Source organism: Pseudoalteromonas sp. H71, from assembly GCF_001468485.1.
Classification (GTDB): Bacteria; Pseudomonadota; Gammaproteobacteria; order Enterobacterales; family Alteromonadaceae; genus Pseudoalteromonas.
In genome coordinates, this window is record NZ_LODI01000012.1 from 1 (window position 1) to 26,363 (window position 26,363).

Here is a 26,363-nt window from a genome sequence, read left to right on the forward strand (position 1 = left end):
AAGATAAAGCTACCGATTGGTTATGGACTTATAATAATGAACGCCCTAACATGGGCATAGGTGGCATAACACCCATACAAAAACTGGAAAAGTTAAACAACGAAAATTCTACAGATAGCCTCCATTAAAAATGGGGGGATTACCCTATAAGTTAAAGTGCGGCCGCTGGGTGAGAGTAAACCGAAACGAAGTTTCGCAGTTACTAGAAGTGAGTTCATGGATGAACGATGGATATAGCTTCAAGGACGAGTTAAGACTATATGGTGGGATTTGCACTAACGAACTCGAGCGGCACTCAAGATGATATTTTAAAATATGATGCATTAAATTTTAAATGGTCATATCGCTTTGCGTGGGCTGTTTTTGTATTAGTTTTGTAAATGAATCAGAAGGCATAGGGCGGTACATAAAAAATCCTTGCGCCATTTCGCACTGCGCCTTTGATACGTAATCGAGCGTTTCTTGATCCTCTATTCCCTCTGCAATAATAGCTAAATCCAAATTATGACCAATATCGATAATGCATTTGGCAATGGCAGCGCTTTGTTCATCAGTGATTACATTTTGTAAAAACGATTTGTCTATTTTTAAATAATCGATAGGTAACAACTGTAAATAACTAAAAGAGGAGTAACCTTTACCAAAGTCATCCAGCGCAAACGCAACACCATAGTGTTTTAGCTTATGCATGGTTTTACTCATCTTCTCTTTATTTTCCATAAAAATAGATTCAGTCAACTCAATAATTAATTGATTGCCACTAATTGTTGAATTCGAGATGCTTTCAATAATGTAATCAATAAAGTGCTCATCCTGAAACTCAATAATTGATAAGTTAACCGCAAGTTTTAAAGGCGTTATGTTCTCTTTTTGCCATTGCTCTAATAGTGATATAGCCGAGCTAATAGCAAATTCACCTATTTTTTTTATTAACCCGGTTGATTCAGCAATAGGAATAAATAAATCGGGCGGTACAGACTCTCCGCTGGCCGTAAACCAGCGCATCAAAACTTCTGCTCCTAAAATCTGATTGCAGTCTAAACCTATTTTAGGCTGAAGATATATTTTTAATTCTTGGTTATTTATCGCTTTACGAAGTTCGCGCTCAATATCCATTTGTTCACGGGCATGCGCTTCTAGTTTTCTGTGATAAAAACGGTATGCATTTTTGCCATTATTTTTGGCATCATACATCGCCATATCGGCGTTACTCAGTAAGGAGTCGGGCGTGATACCATCTTCTGGGTATAGTGCAATTCCAATGCTTGATGATACATATTGAGGTCGCCCATTTATAATAAACTCTTTACTTATTGTTTCTAACAATGCGTCACAAAGGTTTTCAATATTATTTTTTGACTTAACAAGCTCAACAAGTATTACAAACTCATCTCCACCTATTCGTGCAAGTGTGTCTTGCTCTCTTAAACGGTGGTTAATACGCTCTACCATTTTAATTAGTAGTTCGTCCCCGCCCTTATGCCCCTCAGTGTCGTTAACCCGCTTAAAGTTGTCTAAGTCTAAAAAGAGCACTGCGGTCATCGAGTCATCACGTCTTGCCAGCGTTAATGAATGCTCAAGGCGGTCCATAAATAATTGACGGTTTGCTAATCCAGTTAGGGCGTCATGGTAGGCTTGAAAATGAATGATTTCTTCATGTTCTTTTTCAACGCTAATATCACGAATACAAAATACACGACCAATAAGTTGGCCATTCTTAAGCTGAGGGAGTGAGCGGTAACTATAATGTTTGTCGTCGATAGATTCAAACTCGCCACTCAATGCCTGTTTTGAGTCTGCTTTTAATTGCGCGATAATGTCGGCGCTTTTGTTGCCTTTTTTTATTACTTTATCTATTTGGCTAAAGTAATTATATGCGTCTAAATTAAAGCGCTCGAAGAACTCTCTGGCCATTATATTGGCGCTCACAACGTTACCTTTTAGGTCTAGGACAGTAACTTGTTCGCCTATAGCGTCAAATGTTGCATTAAGCACACTAATTGAATGTTCTAATTGTTGCTGTGTATCTGAAAGCTCATTAAGCTGGTTTTTAAGTAAATCATTGCGTTCATTTAATTCATTGGACGTAATAAACAATGACCGCTCTAAAATATTAATTTCGCGCTCATTCAGTTCGTAAGCATCAGATACCCGCGATATAATATCGGTATACTCTTGAACGAAGCTTTCATCAACCTTACTCCGTTTTAACTGGCGTGCTAGCAGTTTATGCAACTTGTAAACCTCTTAGTCTTCAGTTAGCAAGGTGAGTGTCATGGTTTGATTATGTAAATGACACGGGCCAAAAGGAACATGAGGCGATAACTCGCCGTAAGAGTAAAAACCGGTTCTAGTGCAGTTCTCGGGAAGTAAGTCTGCGATTGTTTCAAGTTCTTCTTCAATTAATTGGTCAAGTATCATTCGTCGACCAACACAGCTCACTAAAAGCGCAAGAGTAGGCTGGTTACTGCCCATCATGTGTATGGCGGCTTCACCCGCTTGTTGTGCTCCATCAATTAGATTTTCGTAGTTTGCGCGCATTAGTTGGCATTTAGCCCCTTCAGGAAGATTACCTGCAAAGGTCATGCTTTTTTTATCTTCATCAATACTTAAAATGGTTCTGACTACGGATTGTTCTTCACCAACTTCTTGCATAGATAGCGGGAATAATAAAGCAGAGCTTGGCAGCCCGTCAGCGTATTCACCTAGCATCGTTTTGTACAATTCCAGTGAAGGACTGTGGTCTATTTCATAAAGGGTATTTTTAGTTGATTTGGTGATTTCGCGTATAGGGCCAAATGGTTTCCACCCGCCCATGGTGCCATGGCTAATATTTAACTTTTCGCCATAAAACCCGACAAGAACAACTAGGCCTTTAGTAACGTTATCATTGTGCCATACTATGGTTTCTTTAAAGCGAGCCTGATCACCCGCTAAGCCACCAGTTACAAGTACGTTTTTAGGTAATGCGCCAGTAATACTCTCAATGAGCTCGCTGCCATTTATAAGCTGTCCATCAGAAACAACAAACACATAACGTAAGCCATTATGATCTAATTGATTTACAAGTGCGGTGCCCAAAGAGCTTGAGTCGGCATAGTTACTAATGTTATCTGACTTGGCAACAACATGACTTTTCTCAAAGTGGACGGCGGTCAGCGCTATACTTTCGTCGTGTATTTCACTACCTTGAATTTCTCCGCTGGTAGAGCACCCTACAATTTCAGCCTCAGGGAAAGATGATTTTAATTGAGACAACATGTGTGATGTTGCCATGGCATGTCTGTCACCAAAAGCAAATACTAATGCAGCATCAGATTTTTTAGGTAGCGACGTTTGCCATTTGCCTTCTTTATAAATAGATTGAAAAGTGTTCATAATTTAAAGGCTTTCCCGTACAACTATGTTATTTATAATATAGATTATAGGGTAAATGCAGGTAAATCCACATTTGTTACGTTTAATTAACGCTTTTTTGAAGTGCTTACCATTTTATATATTAAATATTTAACCCTTTTAGATAGGAAATTAGGCTTAACATTTAAAAATTGATTTTTTGCTTAAATACAATGAAATCCAACTAAAATGTTTTAGCGTATAATGTAATTAAGTATCATGTTTACAACACGGTTTTAAGAACGTTCATATGACTCAGCTAAGTGCCAAACGAAATATTCAAGCAATTGTTAAAGCTATAAAAGCCGAAGAGGCAGTACTTCGCCAAAAATACCCTTTGCTTGCTCATCAAAATACCATTGGGCTTGTTATATTATTGCTCTCGTTGAGTGCTTTAATTGGTGTTGGGGTTTTGTATTACCTTGCCATTATACCTGCATGGGCTTGTATTATTTTGGCAGCTATGGCGGCTTCGATTTCTCACGAACTTGAGCATGACCTCATTCATAAACAGTATTTTAGTAATCAGCCTTTAATTCACAATTTTATGATGTTAACGGTTTGGTTAATGAGGCCAAACACCATTAGCCCATGGTATCGCCGCAAAATGCATTTACATCATCATAAAACATCAGGTACGGAGCAAGATCTCGAAGAGCGCCTAGTGGGTAATGGCATTAAAAATCCATTTATGCGTGCGCTTGTTATTGTGGACGGTTTACTCGGTTTAGTTATTAATACCAAACGTTTTAGTAAAGAAATTAAAGGATTTAGTTTTTTAAGCGTGTTTAATGCGGGCTTTCCAGTAACAACTACATACTTTATTATTTTGTATAGTGTAATTATATTCCATACAGTTAACTTTTTTGTACCCATTGAAGCAAGCACCCCGGCTCTAGCGTTAAAGGTTTTAAATGTGTTTGAATTTATGATGATTGTGTTAATTGTGCCAAATATAGTGCGCTCAAGCTCGCTTAACTTTGTTACCTCAAGCATGCACTATTATGGCGGCGTAAATAATATGCTTGAGCAAACACACGTAATTACAAGCCGTTTGTTTATGCCTTTTCACCTTTTTTGCTTCAATTTTGGTAAAACGCACACTATTCATCACTTTGTACCAAACCAACCTTTTTACCTGCGCCAAATGCTGAGCAAAAAAATCCTCGACGTAATGCGCCAGCACAATGTACGGTTTAACGATTTTAACAGCATAAAAAATGCAAATGCTTACGACCCTCAAGCTAGTTAATACAAAAAGCCTGAGTTTGATTATTAAAACCAATTGTATGCGCGATTGGTTTTTTTGTTTTAATTACATTTAACATTTAAATTCAATTTTAGTATCGCAGAGTAAATCTATGTCGTCTGTGCGGTTTAAGGATAGTGTATTTAAAATGGTGTAGGCTATAACTCAACAGCATTCCTCGATAACACTAAATCGGTTGTTGGGTTTCATTAAAATAATAAAGGAAAATAGGATGAAAAAATCACTACTTTCAGTGGCATTGGGTCTTGCTGCGTTTGGTGCATTTAACGCAAAGGCAAACCTTGATCAGCACGTTGAAAATGTAGAGCAGCAAGTAATAGAATGGCGACGCGACTTTCACCAAAACCCAGAGTTGGGTAACCGCGAAACGCGTACCGCAGGTATTGTGGCTAAACATTTGAAGTCGTTGGGTATGCAAGTACAAACCAACATTGCTTACACCGGCGTAGTGGGTATTTTAAAAGGCGCAAAACCGGGGCCTACAGTAATGTTACGTGCTGATATGGATGCACTGCCTGTAACCGAAAAAACAGATGTACCCTTTAAATCAACAAAAACAACAAACTACCGCGGTGTAGATGTGGGGGTTATGCATGCCTGCGGGCATGACACGCATGTCGCCATGTTGATGGGGGCAGCACAAGTATTGGCTGATATGAAAAGCGAGCTTCACGGTAATATTATGTTTGTGTTTCAGCCTGCAGAAGAAGGCGCACCCATAGGTGAAGAAGGTGGTGCAGAGTTAATGCTAAAAGAGGGGATATTTACTAAATATAAACCCGACGTGGCATTTGGTCTTCACATAACATCGAGCCTACATACGGGAAAAATTGGTTATCGAAGCGGCCCAGCTATGGCAAGTTCTGATAGGTTTGAAATAACGGTTAATGGCCGACAAGCGCATGGATCAGCTCCTTGGACGGGTGTAGATCCTATTGCAGCAGCTGCACAAATAGTAACGGGCGTTAATCATATTGTGAGCCGCCAAGTAAACATAACCAAAGAGCCAGCAATAGTCTCGTTTGGCAAAATAGCAGGTGGGGTGCGTAACAATATAATTCCTGAAAAAGTTGAAATGGTAGGTACTATTCGCAATTTTGACATGAATAATAGAGCACAGATTTTTGAAAAAATAAAAACAACGGCTACACATATTGCTAAGTCGTCGGGAGCAACAGCCGATGTACATATTCACGAAGGCTACCCGGTAACGGTTAATAACCCGGCCCTTACTGCACAGATGCTACCAACCCTTGCAAAAGCGGCGGGTAAAAGTAACGTAGTGGAAATGGATAAAATTACTGGTGCAGAAGACTTTTCGTTTTATGCATTAGAAATCCCCAGTGTATTTGTATTTTTAGGTGGTACGCCAAATAGCCAAGATTTAAAAACGGTACCAAGTAATCACTCACCTTATTTTTATGCTGATGAGTCATCATTTAAAGTAGGCACTAAAGCATTGAGCCAGTTAGCGGTCGATTACTTAGAAAGTAAAAAGTAGACTCCTAAGAATTGAGTTAGTGAAAGTCATAAGCTAACTCAATGTACTTTAAGTACAGTACGTAAATATATGTGAAGGTTTTATAGAACTAAGTTAGAGGGTTACTATATGAAAATTACAGGAAGCTGTTTTTGTGGCGATATAACTTACGAGGCCACGTCACAAAATAATAATGTAGTAGTGTGCCACTGTAGTGATTGCCAACGCATGTCGAGTGGCCCATTTAGAGCCGTTGTAATTGCAGAGCTTAATTCGGTTAATTTTACAAAAGGGCAACCTAAAGAGTATGTAAAAACAGCGCAAAGTGGCAATAAGCGAGCGCAAGGTTTTTGTGCCAATTGCGGCACATCACTTTATGCAACAAATGAGTCACCTATCGATCGCATATATGGGCTACGCATAGGGGCGATTGCTCAACGTGATTTATTTAAACCTTCAATACAAATTTGGACGAAGTCAGCACTGCCTTGGCTTGATGATTTACATCATGTTGATGCATTTGATAGCACTCCACAAAATTAGTCCTGTAAATGCTTGATTAAACGTATGCTTGTAATAAAAAAACAAAACGACTTACAGCGTATATAAGTCGCTTTGTTTAAATAAGCTTTATTTACCAAGTATACGATGCCGATAACATTGCATTGCGTGGTTTACCCGGGAAGTATCTATCGCCAGTAAAACTGGTGTAATCAGCTCGCTCAGCATAGGCTTCGTCGGTTAGGTTAATAATGCGAGCCAAAACCTCAACATTTTTAGTTACTTGCCATTGGGCTCTAAAACTTAAAACTGAGTGGCCTTCGTATTTATTTAAGTTTTCGGGGTCTGTGTAATAGTTTCCAACATGATGCCACTGTAATACAAACCGTGCATTACTAAGCGCTTGCCAAGTAACATCGAGGTTTGCGATGTTGCGAGGCGCCGTATCTATGTCGTTGCCATTTATGTTTAAGCCATTAATTATCTGATCATTTGTGTAACTGTGTTTGGCATGTGTGCCTGCAAAGTTAACCGACACATTATTTGTTAATTGATAATCAAGCTCAAGTTCAACCCCTCTATGGCGAGAGCTGCCATCATTTACAGTAAAAAAGTCGCTATCGCGGTAAATAGTATTGTGCTTGCTCATGGCATAGATAGATAAGCCGTAACTAAATTTACTGTATATTCCTTTTAAACCAAATTCGGCGTTGTTGGCTACTTCTTCATTTAAATCAGTCGTGGTTTGCATACGTTGTAGTTGGTACAACTCTGCAGCTTGTGGTGCTCGGTAACCACGAGAAAAGTTAGCGTAAAGCGTGTTATTAGTGTTGTACTGGTAGCTTATTCCAAGCTTAGGCGAGGCATTGCTAAAGCTATTTTCAGTGCTGGCAGGGCGGCTGTACCTACAGCCACCAAACCCACATTCGCTGCCGTCTTCTTTTGTTCTGCCCGCAAGCATATTGTTTGTGTAGTCGTACTGCATGTGTTCGTAACGCACCCCTGCGGTTATCAGCCATTTATTTAATTGCCAATCTAGTGATGCAAATGGTGCATAGAGGGTCGCATTAACATCGTAATCATAATGCTTACCTTGTGGCACGGTAGCCACTAAAAATGCCGATCCTTGCGTTGCCTCATTTTGACTTTGTAAAAATGAGGCTTGAGTATATTCGCCATCTAAGCCTAAGTTTATAGTTACGTTATTATTTATAGGGTGCTGATAAAGCGATTGAATTCCAATACCTGTTTGACTGTTTTTTTCAAGCGGCGTGCCCGGCAAAAAGTGCTTAAAAAAGTCCATGTTTTGATCGCGCATATACACAGTGGTAGAAAGCACATCGTTATTGGCTAATTGCCATGTTGCATTACTCCATGCGCGCAAGGAGGTTGCCTTTCTAAATGCCTCAGGGTCAAAGTTTTGCTGTGCTATATCTTCATTTTTATAGCTTTCGAACCCTGTAATAAAACCAGCCGTTTGCTGATCTAAATGTGTGTATGTGATACCCGACGTAAGCAATACGTTATCACGCTCTAAACGATGACGAATGTTTACTTTTTGCTGCTTAACACTTTCATCATCACGATACCCTGTGTCGTCAGTAATGCTAGCGTTTATGCCAATACCACTGTTGCCATAGTTTTTTCCTGCGCGTAATTTAACGCGTGCGTAACCGTATGAGCCATAATCTAGGCCTAATAAACCGCCACCCTGGGTGGTATCGGGCGTTATTACGTTAATAACACCATGCACAGCGTTAGAGCCATAAAGCGCAGAGCCCGGGCCTTTTAATACTTCAATACGCTTTGCCATTTCGCTATGCGCTTCAAATAGCTCGTTTATATTACAAAAGCCCGCAGCCCGAAGGGCAATACCATCTTCTAAAGTTAACACACCACCACATGCGCCGGCACCTGATAAAACCTGGGAGCGAAGCGCAGGTAAATATTCTTGGCCATTGCCGCGTTGTATATTAGCGCCAGCAACGCGTTGTAGGGCTTCTTCAATATGAGTAGGTGCAATACTATTGAGTTGCGCCTCGGTTAATGTAGAGATCGACAATGGAAGGGGGGCAGAAAGTGCTTCTACCCTTGATGCTGTAGTGGTAATAACTTCAATTGGGTCTGTGTTTTTCTGATCAGCAAAAACAGGTTGGCTAAACGGCAAAATGAGCGGCAAACAATAATATTTCATACATACCTAAAACGTTGTAAAAATAGCTTAGGCTGATGATATGTGGTTTTTGTATGCATTTAAACTTGTTGCGTTAAAGCACATACTAACGCTAACCAATTAGCGGTCATTAAAGCGTTTAATTTGCTCATTAATTATGTTTATGTCAACGACACCTTGTTTAAATGCAATATAAACAGGCAAGCTAGATTCATCAAACTGGCGAGCATAAATGTCTGTATTATTTTTAGCAAACCAAAGACCAGCCTGATAATTGGTGATTACATAATCAACGCGTTTTTTTTCTAATAATTTAAATGAATCTGATGTTGAAAGTGAATGTATTATATTTTTAGGCAATATTTTGTATTTATCAGCTATTTCATTAGGTAAAGCAACGCCTCGGAGCATAGCTACTCTAGTGTGAGAAAAGTCTTCGTTATTTAGCGAATTTTTATCTAAAGCAAATAGTCCAAATTTGGTGACATGTGTAGGGTGCTGAGTAAACTCTAAATGTTTTTCGCGCAGTGTATTTGTCGCCAAGGAAAAATAACAGTCGTAATAGTTTAGGATCATTTCTTTTTTTACACGTGCCCAGGGTAAGTGTATTACTTTAATGTTTAAACCTAAGCTTTGCTTTAAGTAATTTATCAGATCAATGTCTGAGCCTGTAAATGTGTTTTTTTGCTCGTCGAAAATAGTATAAGGCGGGTAGTGAGTTGTAACGCAGCGCAATGTTTTACCTGGTTCGGCAAAGGCTAACGATGACGCCGTTAAAGCGAAGATTAATAAAATAAAGCGCATAACTATCAAATCCATTTTCTTTTAAGTATATAACCTATTTTTTAATTTTAAAGTGACTCATGAAATTGATGATCTATGCGTATTATTAACGCGTATATAAACATTTTTGGAAGGCATTATGTTTGACGCAGAGCAGCAATCACGCATCATAGAAATGGCATGGGAAGACAGAACGCCCTTCGAAGCCATTGAACAATTATACGGATTAAAATACCCTCAGCTTGTCGTTTTTATGCGAGATCATATTTCTAAGGGAAGCTTTAAAGTGTGGCGTAAGCGCCACGCAGGGCGTAAAACTAAGCACTTAAAGTTACGCGATCCCGCTATTATGCGCAGCCACTGTAAAACTCAGTATAAACACCGTTAACACCGTAAGTTTAAATTTAAGGGCTATTTCATTTGATGTTCATCCTAGCTTGTTAGTCTTAGATGACTATTAGCACTGGAGATATCCATGAAAGCAGTTATTTATACCGCACTCATCACACTTGCGCTGGCATCAGTTGGTGCACAGGCTAAACCAAACAAAAATAATTATGGTCAGCACCAAGGTAAAAAGGTTGGCCATAAAAAACACAAGCATCATGATCATAACTCTCTTTCTAAAAAAGAGAAAAAGCAGCTACTTCGTGCAGGGTGGACCCCACCTGGTAAAAGTAAGCGTTACTATACCGGTGACATTTTAGAAGTTGATATATACAAACGTGGTAGAGTTGTTGAACGTTCGAAAAATAATGGTACTGTAAGTATTGAAATCGACCGTAAAATTATTCACTTAGTACACGACACACGAGAAATCTTATCAATTTTGAGTCGCTAAATTAATTTAAAGGGATTTAAGTAATGCTTACATTGTTGGCTGTAACTACTGGCTTTTTTTTACTGGTAACTTTACTACCTATGTCATACAGCCAACACTACTTGGTTAGAAGTTGCGACTTTGTCCGCTTACAGGTGTTTTATATTGCTAGTTTTATATTTGTTAGCGCGTTATTTTTATTATGGTTAAACAGTAATACACACTATGCTTTTATTACGATCGTAGCCTTAATTATTATGATATTACAAGGGAAGTGGATTTTTCCTTATACTTGGCTTGCAAAAAAAGAAGTACAAAGCGCAAGTAAAAATAGCCAGCACAGCATAAGAATAATGTCGGCAAATGTCCTTATGTCGAATCACAATAGCGAGCAACTAATAACGTTGGTAAACCAGCATAAACCTGATTTACTCATTACCCTTGAAAGCGATAGCTGGTGGGAAGAAAAGTTATCGGTGCTTAAAAAAGATTACCCTTACTATATAGAATGCCCGAAAGACAACCGCTATGGCATGCATTTATACAGCAAATTTAAATTACTCGATGCCCAAATATGTGAGCTCATTGAAGATGATATTCCTTCAATTCATATTTTATTTGAAAACGACGAAGGCCTAAAAATGCAGGGGCACTTTATTCACCCCGCACCACCTAGCCCAACTGAAGAAGATTCATCGCGTCCGCGTGATAGCGAATTAATCATGGTTGCCAAAGCAGTAAAAAATCCAACTCGCCCAACCATTGTAGCGGGCGATTTAAATGATGTAGCTTGGTCGCGCAGCACACGTTTATTTATGCAAATAAGTGGCTTTTTAGATCCCCGTAAAGGTCGCGGTTTTTATAACACATTCCATGCTGGTTACTTTTTTATGCGCTGGCCGCTCGATCATCTATTTCATAGCCAAGGGTTCAAAGTAAAACGTATTAAGCGCCTCGCAAAATATGGCTCAGACCACTTTGCGCTGCTTACTGAGCTTTCTTATGAAAATGCCAATCAGCAGTCATTAGAGGACAAACCCGACAAGTTAAAGCAAGAGGAAGTAGCAGAACTGACTATGAGCAAAGCCGATAAGCGAAAGGTGCCAAAGTTTGAGAAGAGCTAGCTGTTAGCTATTAGTTTTTAGCTGTTAGTTGAATACGTTTTAACTTGAACGCTCAGGTTTGATTCATGATACTTCATCAGCTAGTGTAGGTCGGACAAGCGAAGCGCCATCCGACACAGTAAAATACCTTGCCAGTTATAATCAATATTTTATGTTGTCGAGTGGCTCAGGGCGTGGAGTTGCCTTCCAGGTTTAACTCGTTTCTGCCCTAAAACGAGTTTAGGCGACGGTCGCAATTGAGCGATAAGCGATCATTGAGATTGGATAAATTTTAAAAATAACCAATATAGCTTATAAATACAGAAATCCAGACGAATGAACATATCAATAGCGCAATTAATACTGCTGCGGAGCCTAAATCTTTAGCGAGACCTGACAATGGATGAATCTCTAAGCCAACTCTGTCTATTGTTGCTTCTATTGCTGTATTAACAACCTCTGCGAATATCACAAATAAAACAGAGATTAGTAGCATGACCTTTTCGTAAATACCTATCTGCCAANTCGAAATAATAGTTAGCGATAAAGCGAGTAAAAAAAGCTCTTGTTTAAAAGCGGCTTCATTTTTAGCAAGCCATTTAAATGCACGCTGTGAATTTTTAAAAGCTAAAACTACTCGATTAATACCTGACGGCTTATTTGCACTATCAAATTGCATTGGAAACTCTCTTTATAGACTTAGGGCCTTACAGGCGTTAAAAATATCGTATTCAGGTTGGTATTGACTGCTGCTTACTTGAGTTAAGCCAAGTAAAGTGTCAAAAATATTGTCGTGTGAAAATGCTTTTGACCGTTGTAACTCAATACAATGATTAAATTCAGAGTTAGCGAGCTTATTACTCCAAAAAATCATTGGAATATGGGTTTGCTCGCTTGGTGCTAATGCATATGGAAAACCGTGAAGGTATAAACCTTTCTCACCAAGTGACTCACCGTGATCTGACACATATAGGAGTGACTTCTTCGTTTCGTTACTTGTTTGTAATACTTTTATCAACTGGCTCAACACCTTGTCTGTGTATGCGATAGTATTATCATATGTGTTTGTTAGTTCAGTTGTACTACAGTTCTGAATATCGCTTCTTGAGCAATCAGGTTTAAACAAACTTTCGTGTTCAGGGTAACGACGATAATAAGTTGGTCCATGTGAACCTATCATATGCAGAACAACCAATTTATGTTTAGCGTTACTAGTCGCTATTTTGTCTGCTAGTTTCGTAACTAATATTTCATCAAAACAGTAATGACCATCACATAACGGATGTTCTTTATTCGGCTCAATGTTGTCTGATTTGATGCGAGCACACACTCCTTTACAGCTGCTGTTATTATCAATCCATGTTACTTCAACACCACTACGCTGAATAATGTCTAGAGCATTCTCTTGACTACTAGCAAGCCGAGGATCATATTCTTTGCGGTTCAGTCGTGAAAACATACAGGGGACTGAAATAGCCGTCGCCGTTCCACATGATGAAACATCACTAAAATACTTTACGCCTAACTTGGGAGTATAAGCATTCGTTGCTCTACTATAGCCTTGTAGTGAAAAGTTAGCCGCCCGAGCTGTTTCCCCGACAACCATTACAGTTAGCGAAGTGCTCGTTTTATTTTTTAAACTGGGCAATTTATCGAGTACCTTGAAAGGTAATGGTGGATAAAAGTAATTATCCCTCAGGTATTTATAACCCGCTGTATAGAATGAAAACGGGGTGATATAACTTGTTAGCTGTCGGTTGTTGCGGCCAACAGAAGCGTACTCTTTATAAAAGGGTACAGCGATTAAGGCACAACAGAGCAAAGCTGATAGATTTAGCTTCGTAAAACTTTTTAAACGTGCTCTAAAACTCCCAATAATTGTGAACTTGGAAAATAAGTAAGTAGGTACAACTCCCAATAAAAAAATAAATAACACAAGCTGAAAGTTTAAGTATGAAAATGCTTCACCTGAATTTGTTTCAACAATATTTTGTAACATGCTCTTGTCAAAAATAACGCCATAATTAAGTGTTGAATAAAACAACAATGAGCAAACTAAAACACTAAATAGAAGTATAGGTTTAACAAAAGTAATTAAGGACAACCAACTTAAAACTAAAACAGTCAATGAGAATAGCAATAAAGGGACCGACGCGATAAAAAGCCAATTTATATGCCCTGACTGTGTTGCAGCCATAAAAGTATTGTATAAAAACAAGCCATTAAATGCGATAACGATATACATTGAAACTAAGCAAACAAATTGGCTGTAACTTACTTGCCAAGACGAAATACAAAATCTTTTAAAAGCAATTTTCATAATTATTCCTTATCGCTATTTTTATTAGCTAAACGATAAAGCTGCTCGGTGTAAGCTAAGTTGCTAAATAACACATGAGCGAGTGCCTTTTCAGCTAACGTTTGATCTGCGTTTTGCTGTTCATTTTTTTCTTGTATTTTGGTTTGTTTGTTATAGCGCCAATAGCTGGTTTGTTGATTTGGCATTAGGATGACAGCGCGATCATTTTCTAGGTATGCAAAATTGTCGTAGTACTGCATCATTGCACGTTCAACTGGGTAACTTTTAGTTAGATCAAAGCCCAGCATAGGGGTTGCTTGGTCAATTCCTAAAAGTGACAACAATGTAACAGGTAGATCAATTTGACTAACGAGTCTTGGATCGCGTTTACTTTTCATATCGCTGTTTAAAATAACAGCGGGTATATGAAAAGACTTCAAAGGGACAGGTTCAGAGCCAAAAACACGCACATCATGGTCTGCCACAACCAAAAATACGGTGTTTTCCCAGTACGACCGTGTTTTTGCTTTATTTATAAATTTCCCTAGTGCGTAATCGGCATACTTAATTGCAAGATCACGCTTATAGTTTTCAGGGTTATGCCCTTTGGGTAGCGATACTTTGCCTTGTGGTATATCAAACGGATCGTGATTACTAGAAGTAAATACAAGACTAAAAAATGGCTCTGTCGAATTACTTAATTTAGTCAGTTCTTTATCTGCTTGATTGAATAAGTCCTCATCACTTACCCCCCAAGAGGAGATAAACTGGGGATTTTCAATATGGTTGATGTCAACAATATCGTTAAACCCGTTTCCTAGAAAAAAGCTTTTCATATTGTCAAAATGGCTTTCACCGCCGTAGATAAACTGTGTTTTGTAACCTTCTTGACTCAATACATCCGCTAGTGAAAAAAAGTTATGCTGCGATTTAGATAGTTTAACTACCGAGCGAGATGGTGATGGTGTAAAACCTGTGGTAATTGCTTCAATACCTCTTACGGATCGCGTGCCCGTAGCATAAAGGTTGTCAAATCCCCACCCTTGTTGATAAAGCTCATCAAGTTCAGGCGTAATATCTAACCCACCAAGTTCCCCAACAAATCGGGCACCTAAACTTTCCTCAAGTATTATAACTAAGTTTTTTTTAACACCAGACACAAAAGGCTTGTTGTGCGCCAAGGTTGGAATATTTCCGATAAGAAGCCTTTTTGACCGTATCTATAATTTGTTGACGAGGCATTGTGCCATACAAATTACTGGCACTTTTTTCGTTACCCATGTTTTTCAGCGCAAACGCAACACTGTAAGTGGAGTTAAGAACAAGTGAGTTTACTAGTGAATCTTGAGAAAAATAGACTAATGCAGGATTAAGCGGCCGGTGGCTCAATGTACCTCTAGCAGCAAATAAGCAGATTATTAAAGCAGCCATTAGAATGGGTAAATTGGATGCTTTTTTCAGTGACTGTGGTTGTGTGAATGCCCTGCATAAAAGGCGATAGCTATAAACGCTTGTTAACGAGGCCAAAAGCAATGTACTTAGCATTGCAAAAAGATGGCCATGCACTAACATTGAGAAGACTTCTTGTGGGTAATCAAGGTATTCAATATATAATCGGTTAGGCCTTACATCATATTGATTGATGAATGCAGGTGTTGATGCTTCAACAATAACAACTACAGTTACAACGCTGCTACCGTAAAGTGTAAAAATACGCTGGAAAAGCTCTGTTTTATGGCGTGCAACTACATTCAGTATCAGTATAAAAACCCCAATAGTTGCTAAGTATCCAATGCTACTTAAGTCTATTCTGATTGCTCCTGATATGATCGGCCAAATATCACCATCATTTAATCTTGAATGTTGCCAAAACAATAAAGCAATGCGGGAAGTTATAAAGATTGATATCAATATAATAGTAAAACGCAACAAGGGTTTTAAAACGGAAGTATTTGCTGTCATAGTTGTGCTCGATCTTAATAATTGCAGCAATACTAAAAACCGAAACTTAAGAAATCCTGAGTCTAAACTTAATATTGGCTAAACTATGGAAACTTAAGCAAGTCTTAAGTAAAACTTAAGCTATATGGCGTAACCTAATGATGAAGTTGCATTTCAGGTGAATGAGTAACACATGAAGTTATTAATAATTGAAGATTCAGCGTCACTAAGGCGTAGTTTACGAATTGGCTTAGCAAATCTAGGCTTTGCGGTTGATGACACCGGTGATGGTGCACAAGGGCTGAGTATGGCGATGACAGGTGGGTATGAGCTTATAATACTTGATATTATGTTACCGAGTATCGATGGTATTACTTTATTGCAAACCATAAGAACCAAACAGCTTGATTCTAAAGTCTTAATTTTGTCAGCTAAGCAAGAACCTGAAGACCGTGTTTTAGGGCTTTTAACAGGAGCGGATGATTATCTGACTAAACCCTTTTCATTTGATGAGCTCCATGCTCGACTGCTAAATTTAATGCGCCGTGGAGGATTGAAGATGATGAGTGATATCATAACCATTGATAATTTAGCACTGAATTTACAGTTAAAACTGCTAAAAGTTGCTGACAATGTTATTGACTTAACACCCAATGAGTACAAAATCGTCGAATGTTTATTTAGCAATCAAAATAAAGTGTTTAGTGCAGAAAAGCTAAGTACCTACCTTGCAGGGCAATATGATTTGATATCAAAGAACTCGATTGAAGCCCATTTATCATCTGCTCGCAAAAAAGTAAGAGTTGCAGGAGGGGAGCTGCCAATTCAAACCAAACGTGGTTTTGGTTATATTGTACAAGGACAATAATGAAATCTATTCGCAGTAAATTAGTTGTTACACTCTCGGTAACTATAACTAGCTTTGTTTTATGCATTTTGTTGGCAACCGACATTGCTGTTGATAGTTGGATAGATAATGAGTTTGATCGCAGCCTGCAATCAAAAGCAGGTATGTTAATGACCTTAGTACATAAAACTAATGAAGGTTTTTCGTTTAACTTTTCTAGTGAGTTTATGCCTGAGTTTGCAGGGGAAATAGAGCCTGAGTACTTTCAAATATGGAGCAAAGAAGGCACTTTCACTCGCTCCAAAAGTTTAGATTTATTTGAGGTTAAAAACTTACCATTTGAAGACTTGGAGATTGGCGAATCAAAAATACGCCTTTTACAATTACCTGATGGCCGAGATGGTCGAGTGTTTTATAGTCGTTTTATACCAAAAGGAAAAGACAATACATCAGAAGATACACATAAAAAAACAAATGATGAGCCACTGACTTTAGCTTATGCAGCGTCTTCTGAGGAAGTTGATTTTGTACTTTGGTTGATTGACGTTATTTTTATAGTGACCACAATTGCAGTTATTGTATTTATTCGATTATTTGTCAGGAAGGCGATAGATACATCACTTGCGCCATTAATTAAACTCAACCAAGATATTAGTCAGTTAAGTATTACCAGTGAAGGTTCACAGATATTTATACAAGAGCCAGTTCAAGAACTCTTGCCTATTGTTGAAAGTTTAAACGCCTTTATTAAAGAGAATAGACAACTTTACCTAAGGGAAAAGCGACTTACATCCGATATTGCCCATGAAATAAAAACGCCCATTGCCGAATTGATTAATATGGCTGAAGTTGCTATAAGGTTTCCAAATGAGATAGAACTCAATGAGGATTTTAAGCCAGAAGCGTTGAAAATAAGTTTACGGCTTAAAAATATCGTTTCGAACTTATTGCTATTACATAAATACAGTGATGGTAAGCTAATAAAACAAGATGCTTGTGATTTAAATCAAGTTATTACCAGAGTCTTAGAAAACACTGATTTATCGCGTGTAAATTTGGAGTTGAATGAGAGTGCACCAGCAATTATAAGCAACTTGTTTGCCCTCGAATCAATTATTACCAATTTAGTTAACAACGCTAAACAATACAGCCCACTAAATTCAAAAATTTTAGTTTCGACAATGATTTCAAAAGAAAAACTTTTATTTTTGTCAGTTACTAACTCCCTTATTGAACCTTTGAGTGATAATGATATAGACCAATTATTTGACCCTTTATGGCAAAAAGACACTTCAAGAACATCGAATGATAACTTTGGATTGGGGTTATCAATCGCTAAAACGCTTAGTAAAGCAATTGATGCGCAATTAAGTGCAGAAGTTAGTGACAGAAAAATCACATTCTCTTTAGCCTTAAACACTGATTAGTTTATTTAGCTCTACATAGAAATAAAGGCTGGGGAATGCAATTATGTGATGAGGCTCCTAAATACTTAATTGTACTGGCAGCTATCAAACAATCAACTACGTTTCTGCGGCTTAGCAGGGTGTTGTTATCACTATACATTTTACAGAGCCGTCCTTCGGCTCTAACTCGTTTTTGTCCACAAACGAGTTTGCTGACCGTTTGCTCATCACTCTTACCTGCCAAGCCTGGCTTTCTGAAGTGTAAGCTAAGTATCTGTTTTTAATGTCAAAATTAAGATTTATTTTAATTTTTCTCACTGTGTTTATGGCTTTAAATACACTTGTAGGATGGATCTATTCGTGCATAAAACCATGAAGATTCTCCCATAAAAAAGCCTAAAAGTGATTGCTCACCTTTAGGCTCAATAATATTTTTAAAATACGTATTAATACTTTTTTAATACGTGTATTTCACGTGTGTAGCTAAATTAGCTATTAACCATAATACATTTAATATTCACAAATTCGCGCATCCCAAAGCCACCATGCTCTCGGCCGTAGCCGCTTTCTTTAACACCGCCAAACGGTAGGTTTGGCTGCGCTAAACCATAGCCGTTAATGTTGATCATACCGGTATCAAAGTGCTTTTTAGCCATTTCGATAGCTTTTTTCTCATCTTTAGAAAAAATACCACCGCCTAAACCATAGCGAGAGTCGTTGGCGATACGCATGGCATCGTCGTTGTCTTTTGCTTTAATAAGTGAAGCGACAGGGCCAAATAATTCGTCGTCGTATGCAGGCATACCCGGCGATAAGTTATCAACAATTGTGGGCGGGTAGTAGTAACCCGTTTGCGATGGAATTTCACCACCCGTTACAATATTTGCACCTGCTTTAACCGATTGCATGACTTGGTCATGAATACCGTCGCGTAAGTCTTCACGTGCCATTGGGCCAAGGTCTGTATCATCGGCCATTGGGTCGCCCATTTTTAACGCTTCAAACTGTTCTTTAATTTGTGCTTTAAAGTCATCATAAAGTGATTCAACCACTACAAAGCGTTTTGCAGAAACACAGGTTTCGCCGTTGTTAATAATTCGGCCCATTACGCAGGTTTTAACGGCTAGTTCTAAATCAGCATCGTCTAACACTAAGTAAGCGTCGTTACTGCCAAGTTCTAGTACTGATTTTTTGACATGTTTACCGGCTTCTTCAGCTACTTTTTTACCCGTTGCATCACTACCAGTGAAGGTCACGCCACTAATTGATTTGTGTGCAATTAGGCTGCTTGCCGTTTTGCCATCAATTAATAAATTACTAAAACAGTATTCAGGAAAACCAGCTTGTTTAAATAAGGCTTCAATTTTTTCAGCCATGCCAAATACGTTACCCGCATGTTTTAAAACGGTGGTATTACCGGCCATAATGTTAGCCGCGCTGTAACGTATAACTTGATAAAGCGGAAAGTTCCAAGGTTGAATACCTAACAATACGCCTGTTGGTTGGTAACTAATAATTGCGCGGCCTCCGTCCATGTCGCGCTCTTCATCTGCAAGCACCTGTGGGCCGTTTTCAGCGGTATAACGGCAAATGCCCGCGCACAACTCAACTTCTTGAAAACCTTGCTCGTACACTTTACCCATTTCTTCGGTCATTAATTTAGCAATGGCTTCTTTTTGTTCTTCAAAAAGTGTTGCTAGGGCATTTAAATGTTTTGCACGTTCTTCAAACGACGTCAAACGCCATTTTAAATATGTTTCGTGAGATTTTTCGATTACTTGCTCAGCCTCATGTTGAGAAAGTAGCGTGTAGGTATCGATGGTTTGCTCAGTTGCCGGATTAATCGTTTTAACTGTATTGCTCATTCCTATCTCCTTACAATTTATGTAAGCAAGTAGGTGCAAAACAAAGGCCAATATAATCTAATAAATAATCTAAGGTTAACCTTTTGATTAATAATGGCTATTTTGTTTTTAAATTGTTGTTTTATTTTTTTTTATAGCTTTTTTAAATTAGGGAAGGTAAAAAATACTGGTCAGTGCAAAATTTACAAACTTATAAAGGAGTTAAATAGCGTTAGAAAAGTGTTTGTGCAATTTGTTTGAGCAGGTACGTTTCACGTAAAATAGATAGGCCTTGTTTTTCACTATTTGCTAATGTGCGCTCGTTGTGTGCAATTGCATCGTTTATATCTACCCACTTGGCAGTCATGCCATTTTGCTGTTCGTAGTGTTCTAATTTTGCTTTTCCAAACTTATCGGCAATGTTACACACATAGCAATACGATTTTATATGAATAATATCAAAGTCATCTTTATACCAAGGGCGGTATTCTTCGTAGAGACCAAAGTCTTTAATTACCGTGATATTTTGCGCACCGGTTTCTTCATTTAGCTCGCGAATTAAGCCTTTTTCAATACTTTCACCTTCATCTACACCTCCGCCCGGTAGGCTGTAATCGTCATAACGATTGGTGTACATAAGCAGTATTTTATTATCTTTTATTACTATGGCACGCGCTGTGATGCGTGTGAAATGAGTGCCTTGGTTTATATTAATACCTGAGTGGATTAGGGTTTTTAATTGCTGCATTTCATCTCCTTCTATTAAAAAGTGAGTATATCAGTGGTATAAGTATTAGTTGCCAATAAAAATTATTTTTATTGTGATCGTTTTTTTTCAGCTTACGTAAATAGAAGGCTGATATTATGAAACAACAAATCATTTAGGTTTTAAAAGATTAGCTCAATACACACCTTTAAATTAGTTCTTAGGGTGCGTAGAATAAAAAAAAAGAACAGGGATTTATCATGTTAAACATACTTTTAGTAGATGATGACGTTGAATTTAGTGACGTTGTTTGCCACATAGTCGAATTCCTCGGCCATAATATAAGCACCGCAACCAGTTTAAAAGAAGCACACCAGTGGTTTGAAAATAATACCTTTGATCACGTGCTACTTGATTTTATGTTACCTGATGGAAGCGGACTCCACTTGCTTGATCATTTAAAAATAATTGGCCAGTCTCCAAAAATTACACTTATATCGGGCCACCCTTCAGTGAAGGGAATATTAGCCGATATGTGCGAGCCTAATATTGGCCACCTTCTTAAACCACTACAACGGGAAGATTTAGAGCTTGTTTTAAATGGCCCTAAAAAAGTAGCCGTTAAAAAGGCAAAAACCAGTGGTATTACGCGTCATTTTGGCAGCTTAATTGGTGAGTCAGAGCCAATGCAAAAACTTTACAACATGATTGAGCGCGTGGCTAAAACAAACGCTAATGTCATGCTGATGGGCGAAAGTGGCGCAGGTAAAGAGGTAGTGGCTCAAGCAATACATAATGCGAGCCAATGCGAAGGCCCGTTAGTGGCTAGTAACTGTGGCGCACTTTCAAAAGAGCTGATTGGCAGTGAGTTGTTTGGCCATGAGAAAGGCGCATTTACAGGTGCAATTGCGCGTAAAGAAGGGGTGTTTGAGCAATCAAACGACGGTACTTTGTTTTTAGATGAAGTAACCGAAATGCCAATTGATATGCAGCCTAATTTATTGCGCGTTCTCGAAACCAAAAAAGTAACCCGTGTTGGTGGCAATAAAGAAATCCCAACCAATTGCCGAGTTATTTCTGCAACCAACCGTTCGTTAGAAGATTTAGCACAAAATAACGTTATTCGTGAAGATATTTACTTTAGGTTAGCAGTGTTTCCTATTGACATACCGCCACTTAGAGACCGAAAAGACGATATACCACTGTTGGCCAAAGCATTTTTAGATCAGTTAAACGATGAAAATGGCACCGCATTTAGTTGGACTGCTGCACAGCTTAAAGAGCTACAAAGTTATGAGTGGCCTGGCAATGTGCGTGAAATCCGCCATGCAATACACCGTGCTTTTATCATGAGTGACCCTAAATCAGGCGAAGTGACATTACCAGATAATCTTGAGTCGCCATTCTCTCGCGTGAACAATCAAGCCACTGACAACGCGGTATCGGCTGGGCAAACCATAGAAGAAGTTGAAAAAGAGCTTATTCATGCAACACTCGATAAGGTACAAGGAAATAAAACACTTGCTGCACAAATGCTGGGCATTAGTACTAAAACACTTTACAACCGTCTGAATGCCTATGGTGGTATTGGCGAGTATAAATAAGTTGAGAGATAACATGACACAGAGCAATCAACCGGAGCCGCTTAATAAATTAGTTCATGACGCAAGAGCCCCTTTAAATCGCATTTCGATGAATGCAGAGTTAATTAAGTTGGTACTTGAAAACGATATGCCAAAAGAAAAAGCACTTGAGGCACTTAATAAAATTATTGTTAATTGCCAGCAATGCAGTGAAAGCTTACAGCAAATTGTTGATTCTCAATAATTAATGCGTGTTTTATACGCAAACAGGAAAGTAAAATAAGCATGCAAAAACAACAAGGTAAAGCAAACGTTACGTGGGCGGCTTTTATAGTTGTGGTGTTATCTATTATTGTGGGTAATGCATTTTTAGCATTAAATACCATTCAAGGGTTAACTCAAACACAAAAAAGCTTAGATAACACCAACATGCTAAGTTCGGCAATAGAGCAATTGCACTTATCTATTGTACAGGCAGAGTCTGGGCAGCGTGGTTACTTGCTGACAGAGGAAGATGATTACCTCACACCTTACTACGATGCAGTTGGGCAGCTTGAAGCGCAAACCGATCATGTTAAGTCTCTGCACTCAGAAATTGATGGCCAATCAGAGCGGATAGCTCAGCTGCTTATATTGACAGAAAGTAAAATTGAAGAGCTAAAAAACACCGTTAATTTAGCGCTTGATGATAAAGAGCGCCGTGCACTCGCTATTTTAAACACCCACAAAGGCCGAGAGCTTTATAAGCAAATTCGTGAACGTGTTAATGATATTCAAGACCGTGAATTACTGTTTAAGGTAAGCCATTTCTCTAAACTCGCTCAAATTAAAAACGAAGCTAAAATTACGTTTGCAATTACCGCGATTACTAGCGCAATACTGATTATTGGTATGTTTGTAATGACGCGTATGAACCTGAGAAATGCGGCTCAATATCGGTTTGATCTTGAAAAGCAAAACGAAACATTGGCTAGTAAGGTATCTGAGCGCACACAAGAGCTCACTTTGTATTCAGACGAGTTAAGCCGAAGTAACCGAGAGCTGGAGGAATTTGCCTTTGTGGCAAGCCATGATTTGCAAGAGCCACTTCGTAAAATTCAGGCATTTAGTGACCGATTAGAAACCATGTTTAAAGATGATTTAGGTGAAAAAGGCTTAGATTATATTGGACGTATGAAAAATGCCGCACAGCGAATGTCGAACTTAATTAACGACTTGTTAGAGTTTTCGCGTGTTACTACACGAGGTAAGGACTTTGATGATACCAACTTAAATGAAGTAGTAGACGATATTCTTAGCGATTTGGAAATTGCAATAAAAGAGTCAGATGCGCAAATTGAAGTGGCCGAACTACCGGTTATTCAGGCAGATAAAAGCCAAATGCAGCAGCTTTTTTTAAATTTACTGTCCAATGCGGTTAAATTTAGACGCCCAGATGCGAGCCCGCATATAAAAATTAGCTACGAACACGAAGCTATTTTTAATGAAGATCACAATGCAGAATTAAGCTTTCAAGTTATTACTATAAAAGATAATGGTATAGGGTTTTCTCAAGACTATGCCGACAAAATATTTGTACCATTTCAGCGCTTACATGGTCGTTCACAGTATAAAGGAACGGGTATTGGCCTTTCTGTGTGCAGACGAATTGTAGAACGCCATGGCGGTACTATTACGGCTAAAAGTAAAGACGGTGAAGGGGCAACCTTCATTATAAAATTACCTGTGGAAGCTGCGCTTTTCACTTTGCAAGGAGAGGCTTAAATGCCCTACACAAAAGTTAAACCAATTACTATTTTAATGGCAGATGACGACGAAGATGATCGCTTATTAACGCAAGATGCACTCGCGGAAAGTCGAGTGCTCAATGAGCTTCACTTTGTTGAAGATGGTGTTGAGCTTCTTGAGTATTTAGAGCGAAAGGGCAAGTTTGCTGATAAAGAGGTCTCTCCTCGCCCTGGACTTATTTTGCTTGATTTAAACATGCCAAGAATGGATGGCCGTGAGGCGTTAGAAGCGATTAAAGCAAACCCAAATTTAAAAGGGATTCCAGTTGTTATTTTAACTACATCGAAACAAGAAGAAGATATGGTTAAAGGGTACAACTTAGGTGCGGCTTCATACATTACCAAGCCAGTTACCTTTGACGGCTTAGTTGATTTAATGAAAACACTAGGCAAATACTGGGTTGAATTTGTAGAGCTACCAAGTACTTTTAACGATTAATGGAGATTGTATGTTAGATAAAGTGACTCAATTGCTGCTTGTAGAAGACGATGAAGATGATTACATACTCACCTGCGACTATTTGGAACAATTAGACTCACATACGTTTAACGTTCAATGGGTAAGTTCTCCTGAGCAAGCAATTGAAACGCTCAGTAAAAACGAGCACGACATTTGTTTGCTTGATTACCGCTTGGGTGCATCTAATGGGCTTGATGTTTTAAAAGAGGCGACAGCAAATGGCTTTAGCGGGCCTATTATTATGCTTACTGGGCAATCGGATGATGAGTTAGACTCTGCTGCACTTGATGCCGGGGCCGTTGATTATTTGATTAAAGGAGAAATGAGCTCAAGCCGTTTTGCTCGTGCAATTCGTTACGCCCTTGCCCGAAAAGATGTTGAAGGAGAACGGGTAGAGCGATTAAAAGCGGAAGCTGAAAACCGTTCAAAAGACCGTTTTTTAGCACACCTAAGTCATGAGTTACGTACACCGCTTTCGTCTATTTTAGGTTACACAGAATTGTTGATGCAAAGCGACTTTAGTCAGCAAGCTGAAAACGAGCTAGGGGTTATTTATCGAAATGGTAAGCACTTACTTAGCCTTCTTAATGATGTATTAGACTTATCAAAAATAGCCGCAGATAAGCTAGAGCTTACCCTCAGTGAAGTAAACCTTGATAGCATGCTTGCTGATGTATATACGTTAATGCGAGTGTCGGTGCTTGATAAAGGCTTAACTTTACGCTTTGAATCCGACCAAGCACTCCCGCTTGTTACTCGCCTTGATGCGACGCGTGTTCGTCAAATATTAATAAATTTAATTAATAACGCGGTTAAGTTTACCGATAAAGGCGAAATAGTTGTTAAGGCATGGACGCAGCATGTTGATAACAAAGAAATGCTCTTTTTTAGCATTAAAGACTCAGGCATGGGTATTGCCCCTGAAAAACAACAGCTGATTTTTAAACCGTTTGAACAAATAGCGGATGTTGAATCGCGCTCAGTCGGCGGTGCGGGGCTAGGCTTGGCAATCTGTGCAGAGCTATTATCTCGTATGCAAGGTAGTATAAGTTTGCATTCAGAAATAGGCAAAGGTTCTACCTTTACTATTTCGGTGTACCCTGGTGACATTAGTGATGTTGAACGGCAAGTGCTTAACTTTAGCAGTGTCCCGCAGTTACAAAGTAAATTAACGCCGAGTAAAGTGCATGGACGTGTATTGGTTGTTGATGATTTACGCGACTTACGTATGCTCGTTGGGCACATGATCAGTAGCTGCGGCGCGCGAGTAGACTACGCAGAGCATGGCCAACAAGCTCTTGAGAAAGTACGCATAGCCGACGCCTACAAGGCACCTTACGATATCATTTTTATTGACATTCATATGCCTGTAATGGGTGGTAAAGAAGCAACCATCGAGCTTAGAAAAATGGGCTACAAAGGGCCAATAATTGCGCTTACGGCTGCCACAATGAAAGGCATACACGAAGAGCTTGCCGCGCTTGGTTTCAACGATGTGATACCCAAACCAGTAGATAGCAGTTCGCTATATCAATGTCTTCAAGATTATTTAGTGTCGCCGGAAAATGCTCCTCAGGCAAAAGATATTCAAGTTAAAGCGCTAAGTGAAAAAAGGCAGCGCTTTTTATTGGTAGAAGATGATGACGATGCTGCACAAATAACCCAGTTGCTTTTAGAAAGCTTAGGAGTAGAGACGGTTATAGCGTCAAGCTGTGCGCAGTGTTTGCAAATACTAAACCACGATCAGCAATTTGATAAAGTATTGTTAGATATGCATTTACCCGATGGCAGCGGAATTGACTTAGGTGAGCAGGTTAATGAACGTTATCCTGAACTTCGCCTAGTTATTGTAAGTGGTGCGGAACCTGATCCTACAGAGATAAAGGATTTAAATATTGATCGTGTTTTATTAAAACCTATAAATTTAGGCTTATTAGAAACACTTATAAGTTAAAGCATAAGGT

Annotated in this window: 23 protein-coding genes and 1 pseudogene; 13 read left to right on the forward strand and 11 right to left on the reverse strand. The window is 38.8% G+C overall.

The window, feature by feature from the left end:
* Positions 1-330: 330 nt before the first annotated feature.
* Both ATS71_RS07245 and ATS71_RS07250 read right to left on the reverse strand, forming a co-directional pair.
* Positions 331-2,235 (reverse strand): EAL domain-containing protein, encoded by a 1,905-nt coding sequence (locus ATS71_RS07245; RefSeq protein ID WP_058404221.1) that lies wholly within the window; start codon positions 2,233-2,235, stop codon positions 331-333.
* A gap of 12 nt (positions 2,236-2,247) precedes the next feature.
* Positions 2,248-3,378, reverse strand: coding sequence for an FIST signal transduction protein (locus tag ATS71_RS07250; RefSeq protein WP_058404222.1), 1,131 nt, complete (start codon positions 3,376-3,378; stop codon positions 2,248-2,250).
* Between the two features lie 268 nt (positions 3,379-3,646).
* On the opposite strand from ATS71_RS07250, the gene ATS71_RS07255 reads away from it, so the two are divergent.
* From ATS71_RS07255 to ATS71_RS07265, 3 genes are all read left to right on the forward strand, one after another.
* Complete coding sequence (locus tag ATS71_RS07255) at positions 3,647-4,648, forward strand: fatty acid desaturase (protein ID WP_058404223.1); 1,002 nt, start codon at positions 3,647-3,649, stop codon at positions 4,646-4,648.
* 229 nt (positions 4,649-4,877) lie between these two features.
* Positions 4,878-6,167, forward strand: coding sequence for a M20 family metallopeptidase (locus ATS71_RS07260; RefSeq protein ID WP_058404224.1), 1,290 nt, complete (start codon positions 4,878-4,880; stop codon positions 6,165-6,167).
* A gap of 108 nt (positions 6,168-6,275) precedes the next feature.
* Positions 6,276-6,689 (forward strand): GFA family protein, encoded by a 414-nt coding sequence (locus ATS71_RS07265; protein ID WP_058404225.1) that lies wholly within the window; start codon positions 6,276-6,278, stop codon positions 6,687-6,689.
* Positions 6,690-6,780: 91 nt separating this feature from the next.
* Here ATS71_RS07265 and ATS71_RS07270 read toward each other — a convergent pair whose 3' ends face one another.
* Both ATS71_RS07270 and ATS71_RS07275 read right to left on the reverse strand, forming a co-directional pair.
* Positions 6,781-8,841, reverse strand: a complete 2,061-nt coding sequence (locus ATS71_RS07270) for a TonB-dependent receptor (RefSeq protein ID WP_058404226.1) — start codon at positions 8,839-8,841, stop codon at positions 6,781-6,783.
* A gap of 99 nt (positions 8,842-8,940) precedes the next feature.
* On the reverse strand, positions 8,941-9,624 hold the full coding sequence (locus ATS71_RS07275) for a substrate-binding periplasmic protein (RefSeq protein WP_058404227.1): 684 nt from the start codon (positions 9,622-9,624) through the stop codon (positions 8,941-8,943).
* A gap of 118 nt (positions 9,625-9,742) precedes the next feature.
* On the opposite strand from ATS71_RS07275, the gene ATS71_RS07280 reads away from it, so the two are divergent.
* From ATS71_RS07280 to ATS71_RS07290, 3 genes are all read left to right on the forward strand, one after another.
* Complete coding sequence (locus ATS71_RS07280) at positions 9,743-9,991, forward strand: TIGR03643 family protein (RefSeq protein WP_058404228.1); 249 nt, start codon at positions 9,743-9,745, stop codon at positions 9,989-9,991.
* A gap of 87 nt (positions 9,992-10,078) precedes the next feature.
* Positions 10,079-10,444 carry a hypothetical protein gene (locus tag ATS71_RS07285; protein ID WP_058404229.1) on the forward strand — a complete coding sequence of 122 codons (366 nt, stop codon included), beginning with the start codon at positions 10,079-10,081 and terminating at the stop codon, positions 10,442-10,444.
* A 23-nt stretch (positions 10,445-10,467) separates the two neighbouring features.
* The gene (locus tag ATS71_RS07290; RefSeq protein ID WP_058404230.1) at positions 10,468-11,547 is read left to right on the forward strand and encodes an endonuclease/exonuclease/phosphatase family protein; all 1,080 of its coding nucleotides are present in this window, start codon (positions 10,468-10,470) and stop codon (positions 11,545-11,547) included.
* 271 nt (positions 11,548-11,818) lie between these two features.
* Here ATS71_RS07290 and ATS71_RS18920 read toward each other — a convergent pair.
* The 5 genes and pseudogenes from ATS71_RS18920 to ATS71_RS19365 form a co-directional block, all read right to left on the reverse strand.
* Positions 11,819-12,050: diacylglycerol kinase (locus ATS71_RS18920; RefSeq protein WP_235591438.1), on the reverse strand; the 232-nt coding region annotated here is incomplete at its 5' end.
* Between the two features lies 1 nt (position 12,051).
* Positions 12,052-12,205, reverse strand: a pseudogene (locus ATS71_RS18925) (diacylglycerol kinase); the annotation flags it as partial.
* A gap of 12 nt (positions 12,206-12,217) precedes the next feature.
* Positions 12,218-13,846 (reverse strand): phosphoethanolamine transferase, encoded by a 1,629-nt coding sequence (locus ATS71_RS07300; RefSeq protein WP_058404232.1) that lies wholly within the window; start codon positions 13,844-13,846, stop codon positions 12,218-12,220.
* A gap of 2 nt (positions 13,847-13,848) precedes the next feature.
* On the reverse strand, positions 13,849-14,985 hold the full coding sequence (locus ATS71_RS19360) for an LTA synthase family protein (RefSeq protein ID WP_327078240.1): 1,137 nt from the start codon (positions 14,983-14,985) through the stop codon (positions 13,849-13,851).
* The gene (locus tag ATS71_RS19365; RefSeq protein ID WP_082653603.1) at positions 14,972-15,787 is read right to left on the reverse strand and encodes a hypothetical protein; all 816 of its coding nucleotides are present in this window, start codon (positions 15,785-15,787) and stop codon (positions 14,972-14,974) included. The genes ATS71_RS19360 and ATS71_RS19365 overlap by 14 nt, the downstream gene beginning before the upstream one ends.
* A 172-nt stretch (positions 15,788-15,959) precedes the next feature.
* Here ATS71_RS19365 and ATS71_RS07310 point away from each other — a divergent pair, with 172 nt between their 5' ends.
* Positions 15,960-16,634, forward strand: a complete 675-nt coding sequence (locus ATS71_RS07310) for a response regulator transcription factor (protein ID WP_058404233.1) — start codon at positions 15,960-15,962, stop codon at positions 16,632-16,634.
* The gene (locus ATS71_RS07315) at positions 16,634-18,040 is read left to right on the forward strand and encodes a sensor histidine kinase (protein ID WP_058404234.1); all 1,407 of its coding nucleotides are present in this window, start codon (positions 16,634-16,636) and stop codon (positions 18,038-18,040) included. Before ATS71_RS07310 ends, ATS71_RS07315 begins: the two co-directional genes overlap by 1 nt.
* 467 nt (positions 18,041-18,507) lie before the next feature.
* Here the strand turns inward: ATS71_RS07315 and ATS71_RS07320 are convergent, their stop codons facing one another.
* Positions 18,508-19,884 carry an NAD-dependent succinate-semialdehyde dehydrogenase gene (locus ATS71_RS07320; protein ID WP_058404235.1) on the reverse strand — a complete coding sequence of 459 codons (1,377 nt, stop codon included), beginning with the start codon at positions 19,882-19,884 and terminating at the stop codon, positions 18,508-18,510.
* Positions 19,885-20,095: 211 nt separating this feature from the next.
* Positions 20,096-20,611 carry an NUDIX hydrolase gene (locus ATS71_RS07325; protein WP_058404236.1) on the reverse strand — a complete coding sequence of 172 codons (516 nt, stop codon included), beginning with the start codon at positions 20,609-20,611 and terminating at the stop codon, positions 20,096-20,098.
* A gap of 218 nt (positions 20,612-20,829) precedes the next feature.
* Between ATS71_RS07325 and ATS71_RS07330 the strand changes: the two genes are divergently transcribed.
* From ATS71_RS07330 to ATS71_RS07350, 5 genes are read left to right on the forward strand one after another with little or no spacing between them, the layout of a single operon-like run.
* A complete protein-coding gene (locus ATS71_RS07330; RefSeq protein WP_058404237.1) occupies positions 20,830-22,173 on the forward strand; it encodes a sigma-54-dependent transcriptional regulator in 1,344 nt (447 codons plus the stop codon).
* A 13-nt stretch (positions 22,174-22,186) separates the two neighbouring features.
* Positions 22,187-22,396, forward strand: coding sequence for a histidine kinase (locus ATS71_RS07335; RefSeq protein ID WP_058404238.1), 210 nt, complete (start codon positions 22,187-22,189; stop codon positions 22,394-22,396).
* 35 nt (positions 22,397-22,431) lie between these two features.
* Positions 22,432-23,916, forward strand: coding sequence for a sensor histidine kinase (locus ATS71_RS07340; protein WP_152995669.1), 1,485 nt, complete (start codon positions 22,432-22,434; stop codon positions 23,914-23,916).
* Positions 23,917-24,378 (forward strand): response regulator, encoded by a 462-nt coding sequence (locus ATS71_RS07345; RefSeq protein ID WP_008126515.1) that lies wholly within the window; start codon positions 23,917-23,919, stop codon positions 24,376-24,378.
* Between the two features lie 10 nt (positions 24,379-24,388).
* Positions 24,389-26,353 (forward strand): response regulator, encoded by a 1,965-nt coding sequence (locus tag ATS71_RS07350; protein ID WP_058404240.1) that lies wholly within the window; start codon positions 24,389-24,391, stop codon positions 26,351-26,353.
* Positions 26,354-26,363: the final 10 nt, after the last annotated feature.